General features: G+C 68.6%; 8 protein-coding genes and 1 pseudogene. 6 read left to right on the forward strand and 3 right to left on the reverse strand.

What is annotated here, in order from left to right; translation table 11 throughout:
* Window positions 1-142 precede the first annotated feature (142 nt).
* Complete coding sequence (locus tag RHM57_RS08000; RefSeq protein WP_134561145.1) at window positions 143-1,432, reverse strand: glycosyltransferase; 1,290 nt, start codon at window positions 1,430-1,432, stop codon at window positions 143-145.
* A complete protein-coding gene (locus tag RHM57_RS08005; protein ID WP_322189715.1) occupies window positions 1,429-3,666 on the reverse strand; it encodes a glycoside hydrolase domain-containing protein in 2,238 nt (745 codons plus the stop codon). The genes RHM57_RS08000 and RHM57_RS08005 overlap by 4 nt, the downstream gene beginning before the upstream one ends.
* Window positions 3,667-3,777: 111 nt before the next feature.
* On the opposite strand from RHM57_RS08005, the gene RHM57_RS08010 reads away from it, so the two are divergent.
* From RHM57_RS08010 to RHM57_RS08030, 5 genes and pseudogenes are all read left to right on the forward strand, one after another.
* Window positions 3,778-4,806, forward strand: coding sequence for a glutathione S-transferase family protein (locus tag RHM57_RS08010; protein ID WP_134560097.1), 1,029 nt, complete (start codon window positions 3,778-3,780; stop codon window positions 4,804-4,806).
* Window positions 4,807-4,905: 99 nt separating this feature from the next.
* Complete coding sequence (locus tag RHM57_RS08015) at window positions 4,906-5,460, forward strand: hypothetical protein (protein ID WP_134448724.1); 555 nt, start codon at window positions 4,906-4,908, stop codon at window positions 5,458-5,460.
* 499 nt (window positions 5,461-5,959) lie between these two features.
* Window positions 5,960-6,456, forward strand: a pseudogene (locus tag RHM57_RS08020) (ATP-binding cassette domain-containing protein); the annotation flags it as partial.
* 213 nt (window positions 6,457-6,669) lie between these two features.
* Window positions 6,670-7,560, forward strand: coding sequence for an ABC transporter ATP-binding protein (locus tag RHM57_RS08025; RefSeq protein ID WP_322189838.1), 891 nt, complete (start codon window positions 6,670-6,672; stop codon window positions 7,558-7,560).
* On the forward strand, window positions 7,557-8,477 hold the full coding sequence (locus tag RHM57_RS08030; protein WP_322189716.1) for an ECF transporter S component: 921 nt from the start codon (window positions 7,557-7,559) through the stop codon (window positions 8,475-8,477). The genes RHM57_RS08025 and RHM57_RS08030 overlap by 4 nt, the downstream gene beginning before the upstream one ends.
* Here RHM57_RS08030 and metH read toward each other — a convergent pair.
* A complete protein-coding gene (gene metH, locus RHM57_RS08035) occupies window positions 8,365-11,901 on the reverse strand; it encodes a methionine synthase (RefSeq protein WP_322189839.1) in 3,537 nt (1,178 codons plus the stop codon). The two genes, RHM57_RS08030 and metH, sit on opposite strands and share 113 nt — an antisense overlap.
* 178 nt (window positions 11,902-12,079) lie before the next feature.
* On the opposite strand from metH, the gene RHM57_RS08040 reads away from it, so the two are divergent.
* Window positions 12,080-12,862, forward strand: a complete 783-nt coding sequence (locus RHM57_RS08040) for an alpha/beta fold hydrolase (protein ID WP_322189717.1) — start codon at window positions 12,080-12,082, stop codon at window positions 12,860-12,862.
* Window positions 12,863-12,866: the final 4 nt, after the last annotated feature.

Raw genomic sequence — 12,866 nt, forward strand, 5'->3', positions numbered from 1 at the left:
GGTGTTCGAAACTGGACGTTTCGGACCCGGCAGTTCAGACATCGGCGCTTCAGACCTCACCGCTTCAGACCTCACCGCTTCACACTTCACGATTTCAGACCAACCGTCTTGCCCGCGGCGGGTCCGACCGCCGGATCCGCTCCTACTGGTGCGGGACCTCGGCGGTGTCCCGCAGCGGGGCGAACATCCGGTCGAAGACGTTGCGCCGGTCGAACTGCATCGCATACTCGCGCGCACGGTCAGCCCAGTCCCTGCGCTCCTCCGCCGTGGTCTCGAGAATTGCGCGGTCGATCGCCTCGGCGATCGCCTGCGGGTCTTCGACGGGGATGATCAGGGCGTGGTCGCCCACGGCTTCGCCGATGCCACCGGTGACGGTGGTGATCACGGGACCGCCGCCGGCGAGCATCTTCTCGGCCAGTGCGATGCCGAACGTCTCCACGAACTCCGGCCGCGGCTTGCTCGGAAGCACGAAGGCGGCGCATCCGGCCATCAGGTACGGCTTCTCCGCATCGCCGACGTCGTCGAGGAACCGGATGCGATCGGCGAGCGGCGAGGCCGCGGCGATGGCCCGGAGTGCCTCGGACTGCGGGCCGCGGCCTGCGATCACGAGGATCTTGTCCTGGCTGGCTGCGCTGATCGCGTAACCGGCGATGAGATCGTCAACGCCCTTCGCCGCGGTGAGCCGGGAGAGGAACAGGATGTACCCGTCCCGTTCGAGGCCGCGGGCGGTGAGAACGTCGTCCGTCACGCTCTCGTCGAGGTGCAGGTAGGAGTCTGCGTCGATCGCCGGGTAGGAGATCGTGATCCGTTCGCGGCACTGGGCCGCGTAGCGGGTGCCGTGGTGCTGGTCGACGAGTTCGGCCTCGGTGATGATGAGCTGCCGGGTGTACTCGGACACAGCGACGCAGTAATCCTGGCTGAGATAGCTCGACAGGATGTGCGCAGCGGCGCCGAATCGTCCCTCGTTGACCGCGGTGCGCACGACATTCGTGACGTCCGAACCCACGGCTTCCGCGATCGTGGTCACGTTGACGGGCAGCCCGGTCCCCCAGGCAGCGCGCACGGCGTCGGAGACCGCGAGCGTGTGCGGCGTGAGGTAGAGCGAGAGGCAGACCGTGGGCACGCCATCGGTGAAGAGCTCGATCAGCCGGCCGGTGACCCCGGCGAGGTGGCGCCCGTCGAGCACCTTGTAGTCCCCGACCGGTGCGGGGCGGTCGACGAAGATCCCGGGACTGTATGGCAGCACGGAATCGAGCGGTTTGAGCGGCAGTCCGGAGGCCTGGAGCTTGTCGATCGGCCACGTCACGATGCGCACCTCGTCGAAGCCGCGCTCGAGCGCGGTCTCAGCGAGATTACGCGCTTCGACGGAGTGGCCGCAAATGACCGGATCGGCCCGGACCACGATGACAAGCCGGTTCTCAACAGAATTCATGATGTCTCTCCCGTGGATCGTGACGCTCGTGATGGTGACAAGGATGATGGCGTCGAGGGTGGGAAGTCCGTCGTTCCCCAGCTGCCCGGCTCAGGCCCCAACTCCACGACGAGTTCGCCACCGGCGTGGAATTCATTTCCACTGAGCCAGGTGCGCCCGAGCGGTTCCCCGTTGAATTCCATAGCCTGCACATACTGTACGGGTCCGCCCGGTGTCGGTTCAATGAATCCACGAGTACGGATGGTGAACGAGTGCTTACCGACAGAAAACGTCGACTTCTCGAAGGAGGGTGCGTTGACGAGGACGATGTTCTGGCCGGCCACCGGGAACAGCCCGAGTGACGCCCAGACGAACCAGGAACTGAGCCCGCCGGAGTCGTCGTTTCCTGGCAGCCCTCCCCGGCCGGTGCCGAACTGCTGATGCACGATGTTGTGCACGATCTCGGCCGTGCGGTCCGGCCGGCCCACGTAATGGTACGACCACGGCGCTTCCATGTCGGGCTCGTTGTTGAGTCCCTCGAATCGGCCGAGTCGGTAGCCGGCGATGACTTCCTCCGGGCCGGAGCCCCGGACGAGCTGCTTCACCGGCTCGGCGCCGTAGCCGAAGAACTCGTCGAGCTGGGCGATGAACCGCTCGGCCCCTCCACTCAGAGCGATGCGGGCATCCATGTCCTGAACCAGCCGGAACGAGTAGTTGTGCCGGGTGCCCTCATAGTACGTGGAGTCCTTCAGGAGACCGGTGACCGGGTCGTACGCATTCACCCAGCGTTCAGCGAGGGCGACGAACTGCTCGACGAGGGCCCTGTCGCCGACGTGCCCGGCGACCTTCGCGGTGCACCAGTATCCGAATGCCAGGTCGAGGGTGTGGCTGATCGGATGCGCCTCCCCGTGAACCAGGAACTCCTCGCCGTAGGTGCGGCGCAGGTCGTCGGACATGTGCACGAGGGCCCAGTCCCAGTCGATTCCGGGGAGGCCGAGCTGGCACAGGTCGGCGAGGAAGGTATGGGCGAGAGCACTCGCCTGCCGTGAGAAACGGTCGCTTCCGCGGGCCATCCGGTACCCGATGGGGAAGTTGCCCTCCTCCTCCGAGATGGTGATCATCGCGTTCGCGAGCTCGACCGCTCGTTCCGGCATCAGCGCAGTGATCAGGGGAAGCTGGGTGCGGTAGATGTCCCACATGGTGCTGATGTCGAAGACGAACGGTCCGTCCGTCGGCCAGAACGGGCTCTCAGAGGGGGCCAGGCAGGGCTTGATCAGGGCGTGGTAGAGCGCCGTCGAGAACACCGTCTGGCGAGCGGCAGACGGTGTCCTGACCGTGATGCCCTTGAGCTTTTTGCGCCAGACCTTCTGGGTCCGCTCCCGGCGGGGCGTGAACTGCGCCGGTCCGGTTCCGCAATCCGCCTCGAGGTTGCGCTTGGCCTGGTCGACGCCCCGCAGGGAGAATCCGATCCGCAGCTCGATCGTCTGGCCCTCCTCGCTCGGACCGGCCCACATCAGGCCGAACGGGCGCAAGGTCGTCGGGCGGATGTGGTCGAAGTCGAGCCGGGTCCCACCCGGCATCAGGCGTCTGTCGTACCAGAGCATCTGACGCCACTGGGGGTTGTCGCACTCGATGTACACCGAAAGAGGGGCGCCCTCCACCACGATCTCCCCGCTGGCGACTCCGGGCTCGAGGCACTCGAGATGGGCCCGCACCGGGATCGTGGCGCCGTACGGAATCGACAGTCCACCGTGCGAGAAGTCGATGACCACCCGCGCCTTGGAATGTGCCGGAAAGGTATACCGGTGCACCGCACTCTTCGGCCCGACGGTGAGCTCTGCGGTGATGCCGGAGTCGAGGGTTCCTGAATACCAGCCCGGCTCGGCTTGTTCGTCGGTCAGCTCCCAGGTCCGACCGAGCACGTCGAGTGGTTCGATCATCGGCGTGACGCGGAAGTAGTTGTAGTACTTTCGGATGGCGCCGGTACCGGACTGCTGGAAGTGCGCGAATCCCGAAGCGAGGTGACGCTCGTGCAGGAGGGGCGGGATGCCCTCGAGAGAGAGGTCGTACCGGCCGTACCCTGTCGGATAGGCCCCCGAATACGCGCAGGCCGATACCATCCCGAGCGGGTAGGTAGCGCCCGGGTGCGTGTTCCCGATCTGAGGCTTCGGCCACCACCAGGTGGCGGCGAGGCCGGTCTGAGGAGGAAGGTCCGTAACCTCGGTGCCGATAAACGGGTCAACGCGACCGATCATGCAGTATCTCCTCTGAATGCCTTCCTCGGAGAGTAGCCGCTGCACTGCGTCGAAGATGACGCGACTCCGTTACCGCGAGGTAAATTCTCGCGCCGCCGCTACCGTTGAAGGATGACCACCCCAGAGCCCGAGGGCGCAGACCTGACGCCGAGCTACATCGAACCCGGACAGCCCTTCGATCGCGACACCCACTACATCGAGGACCGCATCACCCGGGACGCCCGTGACGGCTGGCCCGTCGAGCCCGGCCGGTACCGTCTCGTGGCCGCGCGGGCGTGCCCGTGGGCGAACCGGACCGCGATCGTCCGGCGCCTGCTCGGGCTGGAGGCGGTCATCTCGCTGGGCCTGCCGGGACCGACGCACGACAGGAACAGCTGGACCTTCGACCTCGACCCCGGCGCCGTTGACCCGGTGCTCGGCATTGAACGGCTTCAGCAGGCCTATTTCGCGAGATTCCCGGATTACCCGCGCGGCATCACCGTTCCCGCGATCGTGGACATTCCGAGCGGACGGGTCGTCACCAACAACTACCCGCAGATCACGATCGACTTCGAAACCGAATGGGTGGAGTATCACCGTGAGGGTGCTCCCGATCTGTATCCGGTCGAGCATCGCGCCGAGATCGACGAGGTCGCCGACCTGGTCTTCCACGACGTCAACAACGGCGTCTACAAGTGCGGCTTCGCCGGCAGCCAGAAGTCCTACGAGCGGGCATACGACGCCCTCTTCGCCCGCCTGGACTGGCTCGAGGAGCGCCTCGCGACCCAGCGCTTCCTTGTCGGCGACACGATCACCGAGGCCGACATCCGGCTCTTCACGACGCTCGCACGGTTCGACGCCGTGTATCACGGCCACTTCAAGTGCAACCGCAACAAGCTCAGCGAGATGCCTGTCCTGTGGGCATACGCGAGGGACCTCTTCCAGACGCCGGGTTTCGGCGACACGATCGACCTCGAACAGATCAAGCGGCACTACTACGTCACCCACAGCGACATCAATCCGAGCGGCATCGTCCCGAAGGGGCCGGATGCCCGTGGCTGGCTCGAACCGTCTGGTCGCGAGGCCCTGGGCGGGCGTCCGTTCGGCGACGGCACCCCGCCGGGGTCTCCCCTGCCGGCAGAGCGGGTGCCGGCGCTCTGACTCTGTCCCGGGGACAGCACCGCGGGCATGCTCCGGCACGATGACCCTGCGCGTCTGACGAATTCCGATTCCCGCCTGCCGCTCAGTATTCTGGGGGGCATGAAGATGCCAGTACTCGTTACGCTCACCCTGCTCGGAGCGCTGGCGCTCAGCGGTTGCGCCACCGGCCCGTCCACGTCGCCCAGCGGGACAGCCGCGCCCGGAGCCGCAGCAACGGCCGCCGCCACGGAGTCCGCCTCGCCAGAGGCCTGTTCCGGGGTGAGGGTTGTCGTCGATTTCGGAACCCTCGCCGCACCGAAGATCACCGACTGTGTGGACACCGGGACGGCGACCACGATCGCTGCAAGCGCCGTCATGAAGACCGCGGCCGTCGCGACCGAGGGAACCGTCCAGTACGGCGACCAGGTCGTCTGCCGCGTGAACGGGCGCCCTGCCGCCGACGAGACCGTCACGGTCACGGGCCAGGCCTCGTTCGTCGAATCGTGCCAGTCGATGGCGCCCGCATACGCATACTGGGCGCTGTGGATCCAGCAGTCCCCCGGCGCGGCCTGGGAGTACGCCCAGGAGGGCCTCGGGAGCCTCCAGGTGACGCCGGGTCAGTCCCTCGGCCTCGTGTTCACCACCGGTACCGAGACTCCGACGCCCGGGAGCTAGGGCTCCGACCCCGGTGTTCCGCTTTCGCCTGGCCCCCCTCCGCGCGGCCGTGCTCTTCGCGCTCGGATTCGTGGTGCTTCGGATCGGATACCGGGTGCTCTTCGGCGGCGGCGGGGGCACGGGGCTGGTGGTGCTCGACCTGCCGCGAGTCCCCCTCGCCGGACCGTTCAGTCACGTCGTGCTGTTCGGACCTGTCACGACCGGCGGCATCGGGAACGCGGCGCTGAGCGCTCTCCCTGTCGCGGCCGTGATCCTCGTGTTCGGGGTGCTCAACGCGCTCGTCGACGTGAGCCGCCTGTTCGCCCGCGGTGCCAGGCGCGGGCCGCTGCGCACGGTCTCCCGCGCGCTTGTGATCGCGTGGGCCACGTTTCCCGCACTCCTGGACTCGGTCAGGCGCGTCCGCCTGGCCGCTGCCCTCCGGGGTGAGCGGACCGTGGCAGCCCTGCTCGTCCCGGTGTTCGAGCAGACCATCGAGCGCGCCCTCGCCCTCGCTGCATCGATGGAGGCGCGGGGGTTCGCGTCCGTCGGGGCCGTCGGCGGCGCCTGTGACCGGCCCGTCGTCCTGGCGGATGCCGCGCTCGATTTCGACGGGGACTGGCGCCTCGAGCACCTCGACCTCGCTCTCGCCCCCGGCACCCTCACGGTCATCGTCGGGCCGACCGGTTCGGGCAAGTCCGGCCTGCTCCAGGCGATGAGCGGGCTGTTCCAGCACTTCCACGGCGGCCGCCAGCACGGCCGGATCGAGATCGCCGGCGTCGACAGGGCCGAGACTCCCCGCGCGACACCGCCGGCTTCGTCGGCCTGGTGCCACAGGACGTGCGGCTGTCTTTCGTCGCGGAGACCGTGGCGGAGGAGATCGGTTTCGCCCTCGCCGTGCGCGGCGTCGCCGCGGTGATCGTGGAGCAGCGTGTGCGGGAGGTGGCCGCGCAACTCGGCATCACGCCGTTGTTGGGTCGCCCCGTCTCGGCGCTCTCCGCCGGGGAGGCCACCCTCGTCTCCCTCGGTGGCGCCCTGATCTGCCGGCCGGTGCTCCTGCTCGTCGACGAACCACTCGCCGAACTCGACACCGAGGCGAGGGACAGGGTCCTCCGCGTGCTCGACCGGCTGGCCCACGAGGCCGGAGTCTGCGTCGTGGTCGCCGAGCACAACAGCCGCGAGTTCGAAACTTTCGCGGATGCCTGGCTCGTGCTCGACGGGCACCGCGCGCGCATGCTGCCTCCGGGTGATCAGCCGCCGAACCGGGTCGGCGATCGCAGCGTCCCGAGCAGGAACGCACGGGCCGGGCACCGTCCGTGTCCCGGATCGGAGTCGGAGGCCGGGCTGCGCGCCGCGGTGCCGTTCGCCGGAAAGCCGCTCGCCGGCATCCGCGGGCTGACGGTTCGACACGGCGACCGGACCGTCGTCGACGCGGTGTCACTCGAGCTGGCAGCCGGCGAGATCGTCGCCCTCGAGGGCCGGAACGGCGCGGGCAAGAGCAGCCTCCTGAATGCGCTCGCGCTGCCGTCGACCCGTGGCACCGTGATCGTCGCCGGGCAGGATGTTTCGGACATGCACAGGAGGAACCGGCGCCGGGCGGTCGCGCTCGTTCCGGAGAATTTCGACGACCTGTTCTTCGCTACGACGGTCGCGGACGAATGCCGCCGCAGTGACCGGTCGACGCGGCGACGAGCGGGACCACGCGCGGGCCTCGCACCGGGTTCCACAGCCGGGACGTTCGCGCGGCTTCTGGGGCACGACTCCGCCGCAGCAGCTCCCCTCCTCGAGCGTCACCCGCGGGACCTGTCTGCGGGCCAGCGGCTCTGCCTCGCGATCGCGATCCAGCTCGCGGACACCCCTGCCCTGCTGCTCGTCGATGAGCCGACCCGAGGCCTCGACGCCGCAGCCCGTTCGCTCGTGGGCACGGCGCTGGAACGCGCGTCCAGCCGGGAATCCGCGGTGCTGTTCGCGACGCACGACCACGACTTCACCCGGTCTTTCGCCATCCGGACCCTGCACCTCGAGGCCGGGTGCCTGAGTGCAGAGCTGTACATCGGCGCCGGGGCGTCGGGCGCAGCCTCAGCTGTCGGTACTCCGGGCCGTGACAAGCCGGTGACGCCGTGAAGCGCCGCAGCGGGCGGTGGACATCCGCGGTGTTGTGGTGTGGCAGCCTGCTCGCCGCCGCGGGTTTCGGCTGGCCGCTGTTCGCGACCGCCGTTCCCCGGGACGCGCAGGGCGCTGTTCCGTTCGTCGCTTTCGCCCTCGTGCCCGCCGTGATCGTCGCGCTCGCCCTCGTGGTGGACCGCGAGATGTACACCGCGAAGACGGTGGCCCTGCTCGGGGTGCTCGCGGCAGTGGGAGCTGCTGTCCGGATCGCGGGCACGGGCGTCGGCGGTGTCGAGGCCGTGTTCATCCTGCTGATCCTGGCCGGACGGGTCTACGGTGCCCGGTTCGGGCTGCTGCTCGGGCTGCTGACCATCGCCGTGTCTTCGGTACTCTGGGGCGGGTTCGGGCCGTGGACCCCGTTCCAGATGTTCGCCTGCGGCTGGGTCGGCGCCGGCGCAGCGCTGCTGCCGCGCGTGCGCGCCGACGGGCGACTCGGCCCGCGTGCCCGGGCACGCCTCGAGATCGCGCTCCTGGCCGGGTACGGCGTCGTCGCGTCCTACCTGTTCGGGCTCGTGATGAACCTGTGGTTCTGGCCGTTCGCCGTTGGAACGGGGACCGGCATCTCCTATTCCCCCGGAGCGTCCCTGGGCACGAACCTGGCCTCCTTCGGCCTCTACTCGCTCGTCACGTCGACGCTGACCTGGGACACCGTTCGCGCCGTCACGACGGTGCTCGGCATCTTCCTGGTCGGCCCGGCGGCCCTCGCCGCCCTGCGCCGGGCGAAACTGCCCGCCGCCAGGAGCGCGCCATCGCCGGGCGACGTTAGACCGAGAAGTACTTCGCTTCCGGGTGATGGAACACGAACGCATCCGTCGACTGCTCCGGATGAAGCTGCAGCTCCTCGGACAGCACGACACCCATCCGCTCGGGCCTGAGCAGTTCGACGACCTTGCGGCGGTCCTCCATCTCGGGGCAGGCCGGATAGCCGAGTGAGAAACGGGCGCCGCGGTATTCGAGCTTGAACATGCCGGCCACGTCGGCCGGGTCCTCGGCGCCGAGACCGAGCTCTGAGCGCACGCGAGCGTGCCAGTACTCGGCGAGGGACTCGGTCAGCTGCATGGTGAGACCGTTCAGCTCCAGGTAATCGCGGTACTTGTTCGCAGCGAAGAGCTTCGCGGTCACGCTGTCGACGTTGGCGCCGGCCGTGACGAGCTGGAGGGCGACGACGTCGACCTGCCCGGACTCGCGCGGACGGACGAAGTCGGCCAGGCACAGGTGCCGGTCCCGTCTCTGGCGCGGGAAGGAGAATCGCAACCGTTCGGTGCCGACCGCTCCGGCGGAACCGCCGTCGGGCGCGAGCAGGCCCGGCGTGCCGAGGCGCCCGTCCGGGTCGTCGCCGTGGTGCAACACCACGAGGTCATTGCCCTCGCTGTATGCGGGGAAGTAGCCGTACGCGACGGAGGCGTCGAGCATGCCCTCCGCGAGGATCCGGTCGAGCCAGTACCGCAGCCGCGGCCTGCCCTCGGTGTCGACGAGTTCCTGGTAGCTGGCACCGTCTTCCGCGCGGCTGGGTTTGAGGCCCCACTGGCCCATGAAGGTGGCCCTCTCGTCGAGGAACGCCGAGTATTCGGCGAGGGCGACGCCCTTGACGATCCTGGTCCCCCAGAACGGCGGAACGGGCACCGGGTTGTCTGCGGCCACGTCGCTGCGCACCGGCATGGCGTCCGGCTCGGTGACGGTGAGCAGGCTGCGCTTGTGAATGCGTTGTTTCAGCGGTGGCAGGCCGACGGATGCCGGGTCTGCGCCGCGGGCGATGGCCACGAGCGGCTCCATCAGCTTCAGGCCCTCGAAGGCGTCCCTGGCGTACCGGACCTGCCCCTCGAACAGTCCGGCGAGGTCTTCCTCGACGTAGGCGCGGGTGAGGGCCGCGCCGCCGAGGATCACGGGCCACTTCTTCGCGAGCCCCCGGTTGTTCAGTTCGAGCAGGTTCTCCTTCATCACGACCGTGGACTTGACCAGCAGGCCGCTCATTCCGATCACGTCGGCGTTGTGCTCCTCCGCGGCCGCGATGATCTCGTTGATCGTCTTCTTGATCCCGATGTTCACGACGTCGTAACCGTTGTTGGTCAGGATGATGTCGACGAGGTTCTTGCCGATGTCGTGCACGTCGCCGCGCACGGTCGCGAGGACCATCGTGCCCTTGCCCGCTGCCTCCGACTTCTCCATGTGCGGCTCGAGGAGCGCGACAGCGGCCTTCATCACCTCGGCGGACTGCAGCACGAACGGCAGCTGCATCTCTCCGCTGCCGAACCGGGCGCCGACGATCTGCATGCCGGCGAGCAGGTGCACGTTGACGATGTCGAGGGCGCTCATCCCTCCGGCGCGGGCGAGGTCGAGGTCGGCCTCGAGCCCCTTGGCCTCTCCGTCGATGATGCGTCGCTCGAGGCGCTCGCCGACCGGCAGGGCCGCGAGCTCGGCCGCGCGCTCGTCCTTCAGTGCGGCGGAGTCGACACCGGCGAACAGGTCGAGGAGCGCGGCCAGTGGGTCGTAGGTCAGGTTGCCGTCGACGTCGTACTCGCGGCGATCCCAGACCAGGTCGAGCGCCACCGTACGGCGGTCGTCCGGCACCGAGGCGAGCGGAACGATCTTGGCCGAGTTGACGATGGCGGAGTCGAGCCCGGCCGCTGTCGCCTCGTGCAGGAACACCGAGTTGAGCACCGACCTGGCCGCCGGGTTCAGCCCGAAGGACACATTCGAGACGCCGAGCGTGGTGTGGATGCCGGGATACTTCGCCTTGATCTGCCGGATCGCCTCGATCGTCTCGATCCCGTCCCTGCGGGTTTCCTCCTGGCCCGTGGCGATCGGGAAGGTCAGGGCGTCGACGATGATGTCTTCGACCCGCATCCCCCAGTCGTTCACGAGGGTCTCGACGAGCCTGGTCGCGATGCGCACCTTGTGCTCTGCGGTGCGGGCCTGGCCCTCCTCGTCGATGGTGAGGGCGATCACGGCGGCTCCGTGTTCCTTGACGAGCGGCATGATCCGGCCGAAGCGACTGCCGGGTCCCTCGCCGTCCTCGAAGTTGACCGAGTTCACGACCGGGCGTCCGCCGATGAGTTCCATGCCCGCCTGCAGCACCGCAGGCTCTGTGGAGTCGACGACGAGCGGCAGGGTCGAAGCGCTCGCGAGCCGGGAGATGACCTGGCGGATGTCGGCGACGCCGTCCCGCCCGACGTAGTCGATGCAGACGTCGAGCAGGTGGGCGCCGTCGCGGACCTGGGCGCGGGCGATGTCGACGCAGTCGTCCCAGCGTTCCTCGAGCATGGCGTCGCGGAATGCCCGGGAGCCGTTGGCGTTCGTGCGCTCCCCGATCGCGAGGAAGGCACTGTCCTGGTCGAAGCTGACGTGCTGGTAGAGGCTCGCCACGCCGGAGTCCTCTTCGATCGTGCGTGCACTGACGGTGGCGCCGCGCAAGCGGTCGACGACCGCGCGCATGTGCGCGGGAGTCGTCCCGCAGCATCCGCCGACGAGGCCCAGCCCGAACTCCTTGACGAACTGTTCGTGCGCCGTCGCGAGCTGGTCCGGCGTGAGCGGGTAGCTCGCCCCCGTCGCCGTCAGCATCGGCAGGCCGGCGTTCGGCATGCACATCACCGGAACGTGCGAGTAGCGCGCGAGATGGCGCAGGTGTTCGCTCATCTCTGTCGGACCGGTGGCGCAGTTCAGGCCGATCGCGTCGATGCCGAGGGGTTCGAGCGCCGTGAGCGCCGCCCCGATCTCACTCCCCATCAACATGGTGCCTGTGGTCTCCACGGTCACCTCGACGAAGATCGGCAGGCGGATGCCGGTCTCCGCGATGGCCTGCTTGCAGCCGTTCACCGCGGACTTGGTCTGGAGCAGGTCCTGGGAGGTCTCGATCAGGAAGGCGTCGGCACCGCCGCGAATGAGACCGACGGCCTGCTCGGCGAAGGTCGCCTTGAGGTGGGCGTATGTGGTGTGGCCGAGGCTCGGGAGCTTGGTGCCCGGACCCATCGAACCGAGCACCCAGCGCACCCGGCCGTCCCTGGACTCGTAGTCCTCGACGCTCTTCCTGGCGATCGCCGCTCCGAGCCTCGCGAGTTCCTCGATGCGGTCCTCGATGTCGTAGTCGGAGAGGTTCGACCAGTTGGCTCCGAAGGTGTTGCTCTCGACGGCGTCGATGCCGGTGTCGAGGTACGCGCCGTGGATCGCCTCGATCATGTCGGGACGACTCACGTTCAGGATCTCGTTGCAGCCCTCGAGCTGCTGGTAGTCGTCGAGGGTGGGGTTGTGCTCCTGCAGCATCGTCCCCATGGCGCCGTCGGCGATGACGACCCGTTCCTTCATCGTGTCGAGCAGGGCCTGCGACCGGGCCGGGCGCACGGCATCCGCGAATTCGGGGTGCTGCACGGCATCGGATCTCACTGTCAGTTCACTCACCCGTCTACAGTAGCGGCCCGGGCCAGAGACCTGGCCGCTCCCCGCAGCGCTCGCCCCGGCCGCCGGCGTGGTCAAATAGTGGACGATGAACACTCGAACAGCGCCCGCCCACCGCTTCGTCTACTCCGCGGACGGGGTCAACCTCGCGACCTACGAATTCGGTGATCCGTCGGACCCGACCGTGCTCGCCGTGCACGGCTTCGCGTCGAGCGCCGTCGCGAACTGGCACGCCACCGGCTGGACGAGGGACCTCCTGCGCGCGGGCTTCCACGTGATCGCGATCGACCAGCGTGGCCACGGCCTGAGCGACAAGCCGCACTCCCCCTCCGCGTACACGATGGACACGCTCGTCGCCGACGTGCAACAGGTCCTCGACGCCTACCTGCTCGACGAGGTCGCCTACGCGGGCTACTCCCTGGGCGCACGGGTCGGCTGGCAGGCGGCGAGGGAGCTCGAGGGGCGCGTGACCCGCGCGGTACTCGGCGGCATTCCGGACGGTGACCCGCTCACGCGGTTCCAGGTCGCCGATGCCCGCGCGCACATCGAACACGGCACCGAGGTGGGCGACCGGCTCACTGGCGCGTACCTCACCATGGCCAAGGCGTTGCCGGGCAACGATCTCGACGCGCTCGTCGCGCTCGTCGAGGGCATGCGCGGCGGTCCCCAGCCCGGACCAGACAACGCGCCGTCCCAGCCGCTCCTGTTCGCGACCGGGAGCGAGGATCGAATCCTCGAGGCTTCGCGGGCCCTCGCGGAGGCCACGCCTGCCGGATCGTTCTTCGAGATCCCCGGCCGCAACCACTTCAACGCCCCGACCTCCCGCGCCTTCCGCGACGCGGCCATCGCGTTCCTGGGCACGACGGACTGATCCC

Source organism: Cryobacterium sp. 10S3 (assembly GCF_034344045.1).
Taxonomy (GTDB): domain Bacteria; phylum Actinomycetota; class Actinomycetes; order Actinomycetales; family Microbacteriaceae; genus Cryobacterium; species Cryobacterium glucosi.

Coding starts and splice junctions, on each gene's coding strand:
- RHM57_RS08000 (WP_134561145.1), bottom strand. CDS start 1,432: ATGAATTCTGTTGAGAACCGGCTTGTCATCGTGGTCCGGGCCGATCCG.
- RHM57_RS08005 (WP_322189715.1), bottom strand. CDS start 3,666: ATGATCGGTCGCGTTGACCCGTTTATCGGCACCGAGGTTACGGACCTT.
- RHM57_RS08010 (WP_134560097.1), top strand. CDS start 3,778: ATGACCACCCCAGAGCCCGAGGGCGCAGACCTGACGCCGAGCTACATC.
- RHM57_RS08015 (WP_134448724.1), top strand. CDS start 4,906: ATGAAGATGCCAGTACTCGTTACGCTCACCCTGCTCGGAGCGCTGGCG.
- RHM57_RS08025 (WP_322189838.1), top strand. CDS start 6,670: ATGCTGCCTCCGGGTGATCAGCCGCCGAACCGGGTCGGCGATCGCAGC.
- metH (WP_322189839.1), bottom strand. CDS start 11,901: ATGAAGGAACGGGTCGTCATCGCCGACGGCGCCATGGGGACGATGCTG.
- RHM57_RS08040 (WP_322189717.1), top strand. CDS start 12,080: ATGAACACTCGAACAGCGCCCGCCCACCGCTTCGTCTACTCCGCGGAC.